Consider the following 15,727-nt stretch of genomic DNA (forward strand, 5'->3'; position numbering starts at 1 on the left):
TTTTAAACTCAATGCTGCTGCCAATGCCTGCCAGATCACACGACAGCACTTTTTATAAACCTTTTACGTAGGCAATTAACGAATCTATGGTTTGCTTGTCTTCAAAATTCACTTTTGAATTATAAGTATCAAGAAATTCCCTGTCCTCAGCTTCCCGCTCGGATTCAGGCTTTTTTTGAATCATGCCTTTCATCATAGCCATCATGACTTTATGGACAGGGCTGAGTTTATTGTAATCAATCCCGCCGCGCAGATGGAATAATTTTGTTTTTGCAAGAAGTCCTGGCGTGAAGTTTTTATTTATGATGGCACTGTAGTCCGTCGTGTTGGGGTTGGCTAATCCAACAGTGAACACAATAAGGTTTTTGCAGGGATTCTTCGTAATCAGTTTTACACCCGCTATGCCGCCTGCATATAGACCGCCGCCATAGATAACGACATCATATCGGCTTAAAGTTTTTGCTTTAACCGCTTTGGCTGTAAATAAATCGGCTTTCAGTGATGAAGCAATCCATTCAGCATATTTGCGGGTTGAACCGTACTTCGATGTGTATGCGACCAAAATCTTTTTAGACATTTGCTGTTCCCCCATTTATGTTATCCAGATTTTCAAATATTTTCATTAAAGAACTGCTTAAACCGGCAACTTCATCCATACTCATGCCAGCGAACATACCGTCAATAAACTGTGAAGCAATTTGTTCATTGTCTTTATCCCACTGCGCGCATTTATCACTTGCCGTTATCCGCATGGCTCTGCCGTCTTTCTCATCGCTATGGATTGTCACAAAGCCCTTTTCAGCCAGTTTCATAACGAGTTGCTTTGTATTCTGGTGAGAAGTATCACAAGCTTGCGCAAGTTGCTTTAGCGTGGGCGGCTGTTCAAACAATCCCAATGCCAGAATTACAAACCATTGCTTGGCAGTCAGGTCTTTCATCTGAGAATCCATTTTGCTTTGAAGACGATTAGCCACACGAAACAGATAGCCAAATACCAGCAGCCTTTTATCCATCGTATCGAAATTGTACACCGCATACCTCCTATATAAGTAATATATTCTCTATATAGGTATTATATTACCCATCCGTTCCCTTTGTCAATAAATATATCCGGATAAGGCAATAATAAATTTATTAAAACTTCAACGGAACGGACAGGCAATTTTATTCGTTATGGGTGCAAGGAGCGCTGCACAAATTCAAATTGAACAGCTCAAAAGCGTTTTCAAATCTTCGACAGAGACATTCATCCTGTTTGAGATTTCACTCATAGTCAAACCAGAATCAGCAAACCGGTTAATTACCATTTTCATGGATTCTCCAACTTCGATGATGTGCCCATCCAGGTCATAAAATCTGATAACCCGCTGCCCCCAGCTATGTTCCATAACATCACCTAAATATTCAATGTGGGGATATTCTTTTAACTTTTGAAGGAAATCATCAAAATTCTCTTCTTCAAAACAAAGCTCCATGTTATTGGAATTTTTTAACACCGTATCCTTAGGCAGATTTACAAGCCAGTCAAATTCTTGCTGCAACGCCAAGCCGCAGGTGAATGATATGTTAATACCGTAGTTTTGATATACTTCCAATCCAAATAAATTTTCATAGAACTCCCTTGATAAGTTAATATCAGTTACTGATATAACCGTGCAGATATAATTCATACAATCGTTCCTTTCAAATGAGAGTTTATTTTTCAAAGTATATCATACCTGCTCCTATGTCAACAACACAGATGATAGGGATTTTGCAGCTATCATGTCAATGGGAGGCACGTAGAGTCAACGGAAATTATATCCTTTTTTATATCTTTTTATCGCTATTTTCTTGCATTAAACCCGCGTATATACTGCTCCGGCCACGGGTATTCAACATTCAAATCACGGGCTGTATGCAGTACCCAATAAGGATCACGCAAAAGTTCCCGGCCCAATGCAGCGAGATCCGCGCGTCCTCCGCCCAGGATTTCTTCCACCTGATGGGGCTCAGTAATCAGGCCAACCGTAACTGTAGGCAGACCTGATGCCTTTTTCAATTCTTCTGCAATTTTCACCTGATAGCCCGGATAAATGGCCGTCGGGGGCGTTGGAACCACTCCGCCTGTGCTCACATCCAGCACATCGATATAAGGCTTTACCAGTTCAATGATTCTGGCCATTTCTTCCGGATGCATGCCGTCCGGTTCGTAGTCCTCTGCAGATACACGCAGCAAAACAGGTTTTTCGGCAGGCCAGACTTCATGTACCGCCTGAAGCACTTCAATCAGCAAACGGCAGCGGTTTTCCGTTGAGCCGCCGTAGCTGTCTGTGCGGTGATTCGTTAAAGGAGACAAGAACTCACTGATCAGATAGCCGTGAGCACCGTGAATTTCAATCGCATCAAAACCGATCTTAGCAGCTCTGGCAGCAGCACTCCGGAATGCATGGACAGCTTCGTGAATATCCTCTTCCGTCATTTCATGGGGCATGGGGGAATTCTGGTCAAATGGAATGGCGCTGGGGGCGTAGATCGTTTTTTCCTGTGCTCCGCACTTGCGGCCCGCATGATTGAGCTGAATCGCCATTTTGGCTCCCTGCTTCTGGCAGGCAGCAACGATTGGCGCAAGCGCCTCTGCCTGTTCGTCATTCCAAAGCCCCAGACAATGATCAGAAATGCGGCCCCACGGAAAGACACCGGTAGCCTCCATAATAATCAGCCCCACTCCGCCAACTGCACGGGAAGTATAATGGGTAAAGTGAAATTCATTTGGCATTCCATCGGTTTCGGCACTGTACATACACATGGGCGGCATCACAATCCGGTTGCGCAGCGTCATATTTTTTATTGTAAATGGGTTAAATAAATACATAGTACATTCTCCCTTCTATCATAAGACTTGACAAAACAGCTTGCTTCATACGGTTTATTATATCACGGTCATGTATCGCGTACAATGGAGAAACGATCAAAAGCATACCGTAACAATCTTTAAACCTGCTGTTGATGAATTAGTGAGCTTTCAACAGAAACTATTAAATCAACACAATATTCACATTGAACAAACCTGAACACATATTGGCAACTCAATATATAGCAACCTTTTATTGATAAAAATAACGCTACACCCCCTGGTTTTACTAGGTTGCAGCGTTTCTTCATCATTACTCGAATTCTATCTGACATTTTGGGTGTCATTTGGGTGTCACTTTGAAAAACAGAAGTCCGGGAACCCGCATAAACACTGGGGATTCCCGGACTTTTCTATTTTTGTGCGTTATTCGAATTCAATAGTAGCCGGCGGCTTCCCAGTACAATCATACAACACCCGGTTCACGCCCTTTACTTCATTTACAATTCTCCTTGTAACCGTTCCCAGAACTTCCCAGGGAAGCTCCGCGGACTCAGCCGTCATAAAGTCAGATGTCAGCACCGCTCTGAGCGCAATCGCATAATCATAGGTTCTCTCATCTCCCATGCATCCCACAGAACGCATATTGGTCAGCGCTGCAAAGTACTGTCCCAGTTCCTTATCAACTCCGGCCTTTCTGATTTCTTCCCTATAAATAGCGTCTGCTTCCTGAACGATTTTCACCTTCTCAGGAGTGATAGCGCCTACGATACGAACGCCCAATCCAGGACCTGGGAATGGCTGGCGGTAAACCAGATATTCCGGAATGCCAAGCTCCAGACCAGCCTTGCGCACCTCATCCTTAAACAGAAGTCTCAAAGGCTCAATAATCTCTTTAAAATCCACATGCTCCGGAAGGCCGCCTACATTGTGGTGGGACTTAATAACCGCAGAAGTTCCCAGGCCGGACTCAATCACATCAGGATAAATGGTTCCCTGAACAAAGAAATCCACTTTTCCGATCTTTTTGGCCTCTTCCTCAAACACACGGATAAACTCCTCGCCAATAATCTTGCGTTTCCTCTCCGGATCTTCTACTCCGGCTAATTTATCATAAAAACGGCTCTGAGCATTAACGCGGATAAAGTTTAAATCATATGGGCCATCCGGTCCAAATACAGCCTCAACCTCATCGCCCTCATCCTTACGGAGAAGACCATGATCCACAAATACACAGGTGAGCTGTTTTCCAACTGCTTTAGCCAGCATAACTGCTGCTACAGAGGAATCCACACCGCCGGATAATGCACAAAGCACCTTGCCGTCTCCGACTTTTTCCTTGATTGATTCAATGGAAGACTCCACAAAAGAATCCATCTTCCAGTCACCGGAACATTTGCAGACATTGTAAACGAAATTGGAAAGCATCTTCACGCCTTCCTGCGTATGCATAACCTCAGGATGGAACTGTACTGCATAAATCCCCTTCTCCTCACACTCCATAGCTGCAACAGGGCAGACAGGTGTATGGGCGGTGACGGTAAATCCTTCCGGGGCTTTCTCGATATAATCGGTATGGCTCATCCAGCAGACAGTTCTGGGGCTGACATTCTCGAAAAGCTTGCTGCCGGTTTCCACATCTACCTCTGTCTTTCCGTATTCACTGACAGGAGCTGTGGCAACTTTTCCATCCAATAAATATGCGATTAACTGGGTGCCGTAACAAATTCCCAGGACAGGAATTCCCAGGTCAAAAATTTCCTTTGCGCAGCGTGGTGACTCATCTTTATATACACTGTTTGGTCCGCCGGTAAAAATAATTCCTTTCGGATTCATTTCCTTAATCTTGTCGAGTGACAGGGTATAGGGATGGACCTCACAGTAAACATTGCATTCTCTGACCCTTCTGGCAATCAACTGGTTATATTGTCCGCCGAAATCCAGAACGATAATCATTTCTCTTTTCACGGGTATTCCTCCTAATATGATCTTCAATGAATATTGCAATTCAGCTTTGGGTTTCATTATATTCTACTTCCCATAGCTTGACAAGTATTTTCTCGAATTCCGGAAAAAGATGTCGAATCTCACAACTCCCGTCAATTACCCTAAATATTTTTTCACATAATATCCGGTATAAGAAGCAGGCACCTCCGCCACCTCTTCCGGTGTGCCCTGAGCGATGACTCTGCCGCCCTTATCTCCGCCTTCCGGTCCGATGTCAATGATATAATCCGCCGTTTTGATCACATCTAAATTATGTTCAATGACAATCACCGTATTTCCGCCCTCTGAAAGCCTTCTTAAAATCTCAATCAGCTTGTGAACATCTGCAAAATGAAGTCCGGTAGTAGGCTCGTCCAGGATATAAATGGTCTTTCCAGTCCCCCTCTTGCTCAGCTCCGTAGCCAGCTTGATTCTCTGGGCCTCACCGCCGGAAAGTTCCGTAGATGGCTGTCCAAGCCTGATATAGGAAAGTCCCACGTCATTGAGAGTGGATATCTTTCTCGCAATGGAAGGAACATTTTCAAAGAACTTCAAAGCCTCTTCCACCGTCATATTCAAAACATCATAAATGTTCTTTCCCTTATACTTCACATCAAGAGTTTCCCGGTTATACCGCTTTCCGCCGCAGACCTCGCAGGGAACGTACACATCGGGAAGGAAGTGCATCTCGATCTTAATGATACCATCGCCGCTGCAGGCTTCACACCGTCCGCCCTTTACATTAAAGCTGAACCGGCCCTTGGAATAGCCTTTGGCTTTTGCATCGGCAGTGGACGCAAATAAATCCCGGATCAAGTCGAATACGCCCGTATAGGTGGCCGGATTAGACCTTGGAGTTCTTCCAATAGGGGACTGATCGATGGCAATGATCTTGTCAAGCTGCTCTGCTCCCTCAATCTTCTTATGCTTTCCCGGAATGGTCCTCGCCCGGTTCAGCTTCTTTGCCAGTGCTTTGTAGAGAATCTCATTAACCAGAGAGCTCTTTCCGGAGCCGGACACACCGGTCACACAGGTCATCACTCCCAGGGGGAAGGTCACATCAATATTCTTTAAATTATTTTCAGCCGCTCCCTTTACCGTCAGATAGCCGGTTGGCTCTCTTCTCTCCTTTGGAACGGGAATCTTAATCCGTCCGCTTAAATACGCACCTGTAATGGAGTCTTTATTTTTCATGATCTGCTTTGCATTTCCGACGGCCACCACATTTCCGCCGTGCTCCCCTGCTCCCGGACCGATATCCACGATATAGTCAGCAGCCATCATGGTGTCTTCATCGTGCTCCACCACAATCACGCTGTTTCCTAAATCTCTCAGATGCAAAAGAGTTTTCAAAAGCTTGTCATTATCTCTCTGATGAAGGCCGATGCTGGGCTCATCCAAAATATAAGCCACACCCACCAGACCTGATCCGATCTGGGTAGCCAGACGGATTCTCTGGGCCTCTCCTCCGGATAAGGTTCCTGTTGCACGGGTCAGGGATAAGTAATCAAGCCCCACGTCAATGAGGAAGGAGACCCTGGCACGGATTTCCTTTAAAATCTGGTCGCCGATGGCATGCTGCATGGAGGTTAAATTCACATCATCCATGAATTCCCGAAACTTCACGATGGACATATTGGTAGCGTCATAAATATTTTTATCTCCCACCGTAACGGCCAGAGATTCTTTTTTCAGTCTCATGCCGCCGCAGGAAGGACAGGGAGTGATGCGCATGAAGGATTCGTATTCCGCTTTGGAAGACTCAGAATAGGTTTCCCGGTATCTCCTTGCCACATTCTGAACCAGACCTTCAAAGGCCACATCATAGATGCCTTCTCCCCTCTGGCCCTTGTAGTGAACCTTCAGTTCCTTACCATTGGTTCCGTAAACGAGCACATCCTGTACTTCCCTGGGATAATCCTCAAAGGGAGTATCCAAACGGAATTTATATTCCTTTGCGAGAGCCTCCAAAACCGCCCTGGTATAGCTGCCCTTATCCGTGCAAGACTGCCAGCCCAGCACCACGATGGCACCCTGGTCAATGCTTAAGCTCTTATCGGGAATCATCAGTTCTTCATCAAATTCCATCTTATAACCGAGTCCAAAACAATCGGGACACGCGCCAAAGGGGTTGTTAAAGGAGAAGCTTCTCGGTTCCACCTCATCCACGCTGATGCCGCAATCGGGACAGGAAAAGCTCTGGCTGAAATTGATGGGCTGTCCATCCACCACATCCACGGTCATAAGGCCGTTTGCAAGCTCCATGACTGTCTCAATGGAATCGGTCAGACGCTTTTCAATGCCTTCCCGGATGGCAAGACGGTCTACCACTACCTCGATGTTATGCTTAATATTCTTATCCAGTTTGATTTCCTCAGAAAGCTCATAAAGATTTCCGTCAATGCGGACTCGCACATATCCGCTTTTGCGGGCATGCTCCAAAACCTTGGCATGCTCTCCCTTCCGTCCCCGTACCACGGGAGCCAGAAGCTGAATCTTCGCCCTCTCAGGCAGCTCCATAATCTGATCCACCATCTGGTCAATGGTCTGCTTCTTTATCTCCCTGCCGCACTTGGGGCAGTGGGGAATGCCGATTCTGGCATAGAGAAGCCTCATGTAATCGTAAATTTCCGTAACCGTACCCACCGTGGAGCGGGGATTGCGGTTTGTGGATTTCTGGTCAATGGAAATGGCCGGAGACAGGCCCTCAATGCTTTCCACATCAGGCTTTTCCATCTGGCCTAAAAACTGGCGGGCATAAGATGAAAGGGACTCCATATAACGCCTCTGCCCTTCGGCGTAAATGGTATCAAAGGCCAGAGAGGACTTTCCCGAACCGCTGAGTCCGGTTAAAACCACCAGCTCATTCCTTGGTATCTCTAAGTCAATGTTCTTTAAATTGTGTTCATTGGCGCCTCTTATCTTGATATACTGTTTTGCCATACGATCTATACTCCTGTAATAAACTGAGATTCGGAATCTCACAAACTCCTAATGCGGACCGGATGAGGCCCGCATTTTTATCACTCAGTGATTGTTTTTCCCTATTATAACACATTTATCTTCGCTTTGCAAACACTTGTTCGAAATGTATTTCTCACACTTCCTCTCTCACATCCATATCCCACTGGATTTTACTTCCCTTTTCCGTCTTTTTCACCAGAAGCTTTTTCCCGATCTGCTCCTTTAATTCCGTCACATGGGAAATGATTCCAATGAGCCTTCGTTCCCCGGCCAGCTCCTGCAGAATGCGGACCGCCTTAAGCCTGGACTCCTCATCAAGAGAACCAAATCCTTCATCAATAAAAAGAGCGTCAATAGACACATTTCCTGCGGTGCGCTGGATGATGTCCGCCATCCCAAGCGCCATGGACAGTGCCGCCAAAAAGGACTCCCCTCCGGAAAGGGTCTTCACATCCCGTACCTTATCCGCGTCCATGCTGTAAATATCCAAATCAAGCCCCACTTCTCCCTGCTTTCCCAGAGAGTCCAGTTCCCTGCACTGCAAAAGAAACCTGCCATCGGTCATCACCTTCAGCCTGCTGTTTGCAGCCTGTATCATCTGATTAAAATACTGCCGCTGGACATACGTCTGAAAATCCAGGCTGGCAGAGCCGGTCATCTTCCCATTGGCAGTCTGAAACAGGGTGTGGTACAGGCGGTATTCTTCATTTAACTGCTCCTGTTCCTTCCAGAGCTTCTTTAAATTTTCTTCCGCCCGGACAGTCCTGCCCAGGATTCCGTTGATCCGTATTTCTTCTGTTTGAAGCTGTTTCTGCCTGCCTCGGAGCATGTCCGCCTGCTCAGTCCACGGACCGGTTTCCACCTTTTCCCGGCCTGCTGTCTGCTCCCGGTACTGGCCTTCCACGGTGCGGGCCTTTAATAGGTCATTTTCATAGCGGCTTATGCTTTCCTCCCACTGCCTTCTGATTTCCGGCGGCTGTTTTGCTCTGCGGTATTCCTCCTCTGAGGAAAAGCCCAGCTCCGATAAGGCAGTGCAGTAGGCGTCATATGCCTGCTCCATATCAAGACGGACTGCTTCCCCGTTTTCCTTCTGGGAAATCATGCGTCCCTTCATTTCCTTTTCCATTTCCGAAACAGAGCGCAGATGCTCTTCTGCCAGTTCTACGGCTTTCACCAGTTCTTCTCTTCGTTTTTTGCAGGCTTCCAGCTTTTTTACTGCCTCTTTTTCATCTATTTCCGGCAATCGGATTTTTAAATGGTCTGCTTTTGCCAAAAGAACGGCAGCCTCCTCTTTTTTCTCCTGTAAAAGATTCCTGGCCTGATCTCTGGCAGGCTCCAGCTCCTCCAGCCTTTTCCGGCCCTTGCTGCGGGCTTCCAAAGTTTCCTTTAACAGGACTTCCGCTTCCAGAGCTTCCTGTTCTTCCTGTTCCGCTGACTTTAAAAGATTGTGAAATGTCTCCAGTTCCTGCCCAAGTCCGGTTTTCAGCCATTCCAAAGAAAGAACATTTCCAAACCATTTTAAAACCTCTTTTTCAATCTGCTCTTCCTGATGGCGGCAGCTTTCCACGGCCATAATGCCCGCCTCTGCTGCTTTAGCCCGCCGTTCCTCTGCCTGATTTCTCTTTTCCTTTGCCTGTTCAACCTCATCCTGAGTGACGGCTCCTTGAGTTAATTCTGCTTTATGAGGATGATGAATCGAGCCGCAGACAGGGCAGGCATGTCCCTCCTCCAGCTTCTCAGCCATAATTCCCGCCTGCTGAGCCAGAAACTCCCGGTACATGTCATTGTATGCCGATTCTGCCTGCTCACAATATTCCTGCTCTCTGACAATCTGCCTCTGGAGCTCTTCTTTTTTTACAGTGTCCTTTTCCAGACGCTCCAAAGCCAGGGCAAGGCCCTCTAAAGCCTGCTGCCCTTCCGCTGCCTTGACCTTCTTCTGCCTGATCTCCGGCAGACGGCGGGACTTCTCTTCCAGAATCCCCTGTTTCACCTCATCGGCTGACAGGCGTCCCTTTAATTCCGCCAGTTCCTCTTCCATCTGCTGCAGGCGTATTGCAAACTTCTCTCCCTCCAGCCGCTTTCCTTCATAAGCCCCCCATCCAGCCCTCCACTGCTCATACAAAGGCATGGACTCCTCCAGCCTGACCATAAGAGCTGAAAGCTCCGGAACCTCTTTATCCGAACGCTCTTTGCTTTCCTCTGCCTCTTTTTTTGCATTGATAAGAGCCTGGCCTAACCGTTCCAGTTCCTTTTCCAGCCCGGCCAGCTTTTCCAGAGAGGACTGATATTCTTTCCTTTTTTCAGCGTAAGCACTTTCCGCCACTCCTGCCCGGTCCGCCTGTCTGGCGGCGTTCAACTGCTCTTCCAGTTCCTGCCACCGGTCTTTTTGAGCCTCCAGGGCCTGTAAACCGGCAACAGCCTGTTCCAGGCCGGCAAAAAGCCGGTTGATCTCTTCTGCCCGGCTCAACTGGCTTTCTGCCTCAGAAAGAAGCCTCCCGCCAGCTTCTTTTTCTTCCTGAATCTGGCCTTCTCTCTCCTTTATCTCATTTATAACAGCTTTTAAAAAGTCCCTGATCTCCTCAGCTTTTGTTTCCTTAAATCCCAAAAGTTCCTGCCATCTCTCATCATAAGAACTTCCCTCTAAAAGCTCTATATTTTTGAGCTCACGGGAACACAGAAGCCGTTTTTCCTCCAGATTATCATAGATCAGGCCGTTCCTCTCCTTCAGCTTCGCCTGAATCCGGCTGTATATTCCCGTGTTGAAAATCCTGGAAAATATTTCCTTCCGTTCTCTGGAAGAAGCGTGAAGAAGCTTCAAATAATCTCCCTGGGCGATCATGGCGATCTGGAAAAACTGGTTCTGGTCCACTCCCAGGATTTCCTGTATCTTCTGGTTGATATCCCGTATGCTGCCCGGATATTCGCTGCCGTCAGGAAGGAGAAAACTCACCTTTGCGGAAACAGGAACCGCAGTATATTCTCCGTTTTTATTCTTTCTTTTGCTGATCCGGGTATAGGAAGGACTTCTTGTGACCTCATAAACCTGGCCTCTTTGGGAAAACCGCAGGGAAACGTAAGTCTCCTCCTCTTCCCCGTACTGGCTGCGCATCATCGATGGCTCCCGCCTTTGTCCGCTGGATTCCCCAAACAGTGCAAAGGATATGGCATCAAAGATGGTGGTCTTTCCAGCTCCTGTATCTCCTGTGATCAGAAATATTCCGTGACCTATTTTCTCGAAATCCACCGTTTCCGTTCCACCGTAGGAACCAAAGGCGGACATAGTAAGATGAAGCGGTTTCATATGCCTTCCTCCTCCTTTGCTTCCTGCACGATCCGTTCCATGGCAATTTCTTCTTCCTTTGTCATTTCTCCGCCCCTTACTGCCTTATAAAACTGGCGGAATGCCTCCAAAGGCTTTAAGACCGGAACCTCCTCCGCCTGCTCCATCAGCTTTTGTCTTGTCCGCCGGTTATCCACCCGGATTTCCAGAATATGGCTGTACACTTCCTCCAGCCGCTCTCTGACGCGGTAAGGCTCCTCTTCATCAGTAAGAGTGATGCTGACAAAATCGTGGCGTGTTCCTTCCTCTGCCCGCTCCAAAAGCTCCGCCAGACTTCCCCGCTCCTTTCTCACATCCTGAATCCCTTTTAAAGGGAGAAATTCCAGTTCCGGCTCCTCTCCCTTTTTTCCCAGCTTTGCCACTGTAACAGATTTTTTATGAAACTCCTCGCTGACCGAGTACTTATAAGGCGTTCCGCAGTACCGAATCCGGCTGCTTCCCACCTTCTGGCTTCCGTGAATATGGCCCAGAGCAATGTAATCAAAATCAGGCAGGACCGACACATCCACCCGGTCCAGCCCTCCCGCCATAATGACTGCCTGCTCAGATTCGCAGGTTTCCGGGTCCTTGCCCCCTGATCCGTAAAACTGGTGGGACAGCAAAACATTCCGCTGATTAAAATCGATCTGCTCCCGTTCCAAAACTGCTTTCACAGCACTTTCATACCCCAAAGGCTGGTTCTCTCCGAAAAGAGGCCTCACATATCCGGGCTTTAAAAAAGGAAGAAAATAGAAGTTCACCGGTCCGTATTCATCCTCCAGCACCACCTTTTTCAAATATTCCTCATCCCCCAGGGGATCTTCTCTTTGCCCAGAGGGCAAATTCACCTTACCCCCCAGGGGGGCCTCTCTTCGCCCGGAGGGCAAATTCACCTTACCCCCCAGGGGGTCCTCTCTTTGCCCGGAGGGCAAATTCACCTTAGAGCTTCCGGGCAGAAATGCGGACATATGGATGGAATGCTTCTCCAGAAACGGACTTGCATAGGAAAGCCGCTCCGGAGAGTCGTGATTTCCTGCAATGATGAGAACCGGAATCCGGGGCTTTATTTGAGAAATGGATTCCAGAAAATTACTGAATATGGTATAGGCCTCCCCGGAAGGCGCTGTTTTATCATAGATATCGCCGCAGATCAGGATTGCATCCGGATGTTCTTCTGACGCATAATCCACGATCTGGCAAAGAACCGCCTCCTGATTGGCTCTTAAGCTGTAGCCGTTTAATTGTTTTCCAATGTGTAAATCAGATAAATGAAATAATTTCATGCACTGCTCACTCCTTACCCCCAGGGCAGATTCGCCTCATGGGACTGTATCATAAAGTACTCCAATCATACCATAATACAGGCCCAGTGAACAGGCATAATTTTCCTGCCAGGTCAGGGCTTGGCGTGTTTATTCCTGAATATTTTGAACCTCAATCATTCTGTTTAACAGGTCTTCCAGCCCCGGCGTGAAGCTGGTTCTGACGATTGCTTCTTCCTGCTCCGCCCTTTCCCTTTCTTCCGGTGTCATTTCAATGACAATAACCCCTAATTCATCCAACTGACCGCGCAGCGTCTCTTCCTCTTCTTCGATCTGCTCCTTATTCCACTGGGAAGCCATTTCCCCGGCTTTGAGCAGAATGTTCTTATCCTCTTCACTTAAGGCATTCCACTTTTCTTCCGCCATCAAAACGATTCCTGGGCTGTAAACATGTTCGCTCATCAGATAGTAAGGAGCTACCTCATAAAACCGGCTGGAAATGTAGGCGGTCAGAGGATTTTCCGCACCATCTATGGCCCCTGTCCCCAACGCTCCGTAAACCTCGCTGTAGGGCATGGGAACAGGCTGTGCTCCCAGGGCAGATATGGTGTCCATCATCAGGACGGACTCCTGAACACGGATTTTCTTATTTCTGATATCCTCCAGTCCCTTGATTTCCCTTGAGGTGAACAGGTTGCGGGGACCTTCATCGGTATAGAACAGTCCCACCATCCCTGCTCCGATCTCACTTCCCTCTGATAAAAACTTCCTCCCCAGCTCTTCATCCTCCAAAACCTTCCACATCCCCTCACGGCTTTCAAAAACGTAAGGAAGGCCGAACAGATTGAGGTTTTTAAACCCATATCCGGTCAACTGGCTGGTATTTCCTCTATACATATCAACCTGTCCCCCTCCCCGCTGCAATACGTAAAGGGAATGTTTTTCATCGCCCAGGGCATCACTGGGATATACTTCAATCTTAATCCGGCCGTCAGACAGCTCATCCACGTATTCTGCAAATTTAAAGCCAACCTTGGCAATAATATTTTCTTCCGGGTTTACCTCTCCGTATTTAAAAACCAGCTCCGGCTCTCTGGAACCGGGCTGTGCCGCTTCTGCCGTCGCCTGAGCTGCTGCTGCCTCACTGTTCTCCGCAAGGGTAGTTTCCGAGCTTTTCTTCCCGGCAGAATCCGGACCGCAGCCCGTCAGGCTCAATGCCACAGCAATAAAAACAGGTAAAACCATTGATCTTTTCATAATGATATTCATTCCTCCCAGTCTGGTTAATGGTTGGGTGCTGCTTTTATGGGAAGTTAAATCAACTTCTCATAAGCCATATTATATCCAGAATGGTGTCTTTTATCGTAATTGGAAATGTTTTATATCACAAGGTCACGGTTCCAGGCACTGCAAAAACCGCTCTCCATACTTTTCATACTTAAACTCTCCGACACCTGACACAGCCAGCATTTCCGCCTTTGTTTTCGGCTTCATTGCACACATATGTACCAGAGTTTTATCGGAAAATACGATATAAGGCGGAACCTTTTCCTCCCTGGCGATCTCCGCCCGCAGCTTTCTCAGTTTTTCAAACAAAACCTCATCCTGCCCGGTCAGCTCAACACCGGCGAGCTTTGGTTTTTTCGCCTTCTTACCCGCTTTCTCCCTTAAAACAGGCTCCTGTTCCTTTGCCATCTTCATCATGACAGGTTCCTGGCTTTCCATAAGCTTCTCAGAATCAGCCGTCAGCTTTACAATGGAATATTCATCATTTGTCACTGTCAAATACTCCTTCAGCATCAGATGATTCACCACCTGCCGCAATTTATAAGAAGGAGTCTTAGCCAGGGAAGCGTAATGGGGATTGCCATCCATCCGGTACTGCCGTATTTTGGCCGTATTGGCCCCATGAACCGTATCAATGATCACATTTACCCCATACCTCTGCCTGCCGGAAGACACACAGCCGATCAAAGCCTTTGCAATGTCCGTCACATCGACGGTTTCAAATTGGGTCAGACAATTTACACAATTCCCGCAGTAATTAGACCCATACTCCCCAAAATACCGCAGAATATAATCCCGCAGGCATTCATTGGTAAAGCAGTAATACGTCATCTTCTTAAGCCTCTCCCGGTCACGCTCCGTCACAATCTTTCTGGAGAGAGCATCAAGCTCCTGATTGTCCTGATTGTTGTCAATGAAAAACTGATTCATCACCACATCCTGTCCGCTGTAAAACAGGATGCATTCTCCCGGCTCCTGATCCCGGCTGGTCCGTCCGATTTCCTGATACAGCTCTTCAATGCTCTTGGGCATATTGTAATGAAGGACAAACCGGACATTGGACTTGTCAATTCCCATGCCGAATGCATTGGTCGCGACCATGACCTGATACCGGTCAAAGATGAAGTCATCCTGGTTCTGGTGCCGCTCTTTATCGCTCAACCCGGCGTGATACCTGGTTACGGAAATTCCGTCCCTCCCCAGCTTGTCACAGACCTCTTCCACCAGCTTTCTGGTCTGGCAGTAAATGATTCCCGACTGGTTCGGATGAGTGTCAATGAAGTTTTTCACCGCAGCGTACTTATCCTTTGGCGCCTGCACCCCCAGATATAAGTTAGGCCTGTCATAGCCCGTGGTCACTACCTCCGGCTCCCGGAGCATGAGGATGTCAATGATATCCTCTCTTACCTCCTTAGTGGCTGTGGCGGTAAATGCGCTTACCACCGGGCGCACGGGAAGCTGGTTGATAAAATCCACGATTTTTAAATAGCTGGGACGAAAATCCTGGCCCCATTGGGATACGCAGTGGGCTTCGTCCACTGCCACCATGGCAATTTCAGCATTGCGGGCAAAATCCAGAAACTCTTCCGTCACCAGACGCTCCGGAGCCACGTAAATGATCGGATATTTTCCTTCCCTTGCAAATGCCAGAGCCTTATGATACTGGCTGGCTGTCAAAGAGCTGTTTAAAAAGGCCGCAAAAACTCCAGCCTGATTTAAAGCTGCCACCTGATCCTTCATCAGGGCAATGAGAGGAGATATGACCAGAGTGATCCCTCCCATCATCAGTGCCGGTATTTGAAAGCACAAGGACTTTCCCGAACCTGTGGGCATAATTCCAAAAGCATCCCGTCCGGACAAAATGGTATCGATCAAAATTTCCTGGCCTTCCCGGAAAGTGTCGTAACCAAAATACTGTTTTAATATCTGATTTTTATTCATGAAACTGCTTTTCTCCTTAAATTCGTGATAAATGTATGCCCGAAAAGGCTTGAAAGAAAATGGAAATGATTTTTATAATCCCCGGAAAGGGGAGAGAAATGACTTTTAAAAGCTGTCCGGCTCCACCTCCAGAGA

At 47.5% G+C, this 15,727-nt stretch carries 10 protein-coding genes; all 10 read right to left on the reverse strand.

The features are described from left to right. Nucleotides 1-52 precede the first annotated feature (52 nt). The 10 genes from QM657_RS01170 to recQ all read right to left on the reverse strand — a co-directional run bounded on the left by QM657_RS01170 (nt 53) and on the right by recQ (nt 15,592). Nucleotides 53-577 carry a flavodoxin domain-containing protein gene (locus QM657_RS01170; RefSeq protein ID WP_415064686.1) on the reverse strand — a complete coding sequence of 175 codons (525 nt, stop codon included), beginning with the start codon at nt 575-577 and terminating at the stop codon, nt 53-55. After that, nucleotides 570-1,031 carry a MarR family winged helix-turn-helix transcriptional regulator gene (locus QM657_RS01175; protein WP_415064687.1) on the reverse strand — a complete coding sequence of 154 codons (462 nt, stop codon included), beginning with the start codon at nt 1,029-1,031 and terminating at the stop codon, nt 570-572. Before QM657_RS01175 ends, QM657_RS01170 begins: the two co-directional genes overlap by 8 nt. A gap of 168 nt (nt 1,032-1,199) precedes the next feature. Continuing rightward, entirely contained in the window at nt 1,200-1,670 is a 471-nt protein-coding gene (locus QM657_RS01180; RefSeq protein WP_415064688.1) for a VOC family protein, read from the reverse strand. A gap of 155 nt (nt 1,671-1,825) precedes the next feature. Next, nucleotides 1,826-2,854 (reverse strand): NADPH dehydrogenase NamA, encoded by a 1,029-nt coding sequence (namA, locus tag QM657_RS01185; protein WP_415064689.1) that lies wholly within the window; start codon nt 2,852-2,854, stop codon nt 1,826-1,828. A 405-nt stretch (nt 2,855-3,259) separates the two neighbouring features. After that, a complete protein-coding gene (guaA, locus tag QM657_RS01190; RefSeq protein ID WP_415064690.1) occupies nt 3,260-4,801 on the reverse strand; it encodes a glutamine-hydrolyzing GMP synthase in 1,542 nt (513 codons plus the stop codon). Nucleotides 4,802-4,936: 135 nt separating this feature from the next. Then, complete coding sequence (gene uvrA, locus QM657_RS01195; RefSeq protein WP_415064691.1) at nt 4,937-7,762, reverse strand: excinuclease ABC subunit UvrA; 2,826 nt, start codon at nt 7,760-7,762, stop codon at nt 4,937-4,939. Nucleotides 7,763-7,916: 154 nt separating this feature from the next. Continuing rightward, the gene (locus QM657_RS01200; protein WP_415064692.1) at nt 7,917-11,084 is read right to left on the reverse strand and encodes an AAA family ATPase; all 3,168 of its coding nucleotides are present in this window, start codon (nt 11,082-11,084) and stop codon (nt 7,917-7,919) included. Beyond that, the gene (locus QM657_RS01205) at nt 11,081-12,385 is read right to left on the reverse strand and encodes an exonuclease SbcCD subunit D (protein ID WP_415064693.1); all 1,305 of its coding nucleotides are present in this window, start codon (nt 12,383-12,385) and stop codon (nt 11,081-11,083) included. Before QM657_RS01205 ends, QM657_RS01200 begins: the two co-directional genes overlap by 4 nt. A gap of 129 nt (nt 12,386-12,514) precedes the next feature. Continuing rightward, nucleotides 12,515-13,621 carry a TRAP transporter substrate-binding protein gene (locus QM657_RS01210; RefSeq protein WP_415064694.1) on the reverse strand — a complete coding sequence of 369 codons (1,107 nt, stop codon included), beginning with the start codon at nt 13,619-13,621 and terminating at the stop codon, nt 12,515-12,517. Between the two features lie 135 nt (nt 13,622-13,756). Next, nucleotides 13,757-15,592, reverse strand: a complete 1,836-nt coding sequence (recQ, locus tag QM657_RS01215) for a DNA helicase RecQ (protein ID WP_415064695.1) — start codon at nt 15,590-15,592, stop codon at nt 13,757-13,759. Between the last annotated feature and the right edge of the window lie 135 nt (nt 15,593-15,727).

It is taken from the genome of Lacrimispora sp., assembly GCF_047605665.1.
GTDB lineage: Bacteria > Bacillota > Clostridia > Lachnospirales > Lachnospiraceae > Lacrimispora.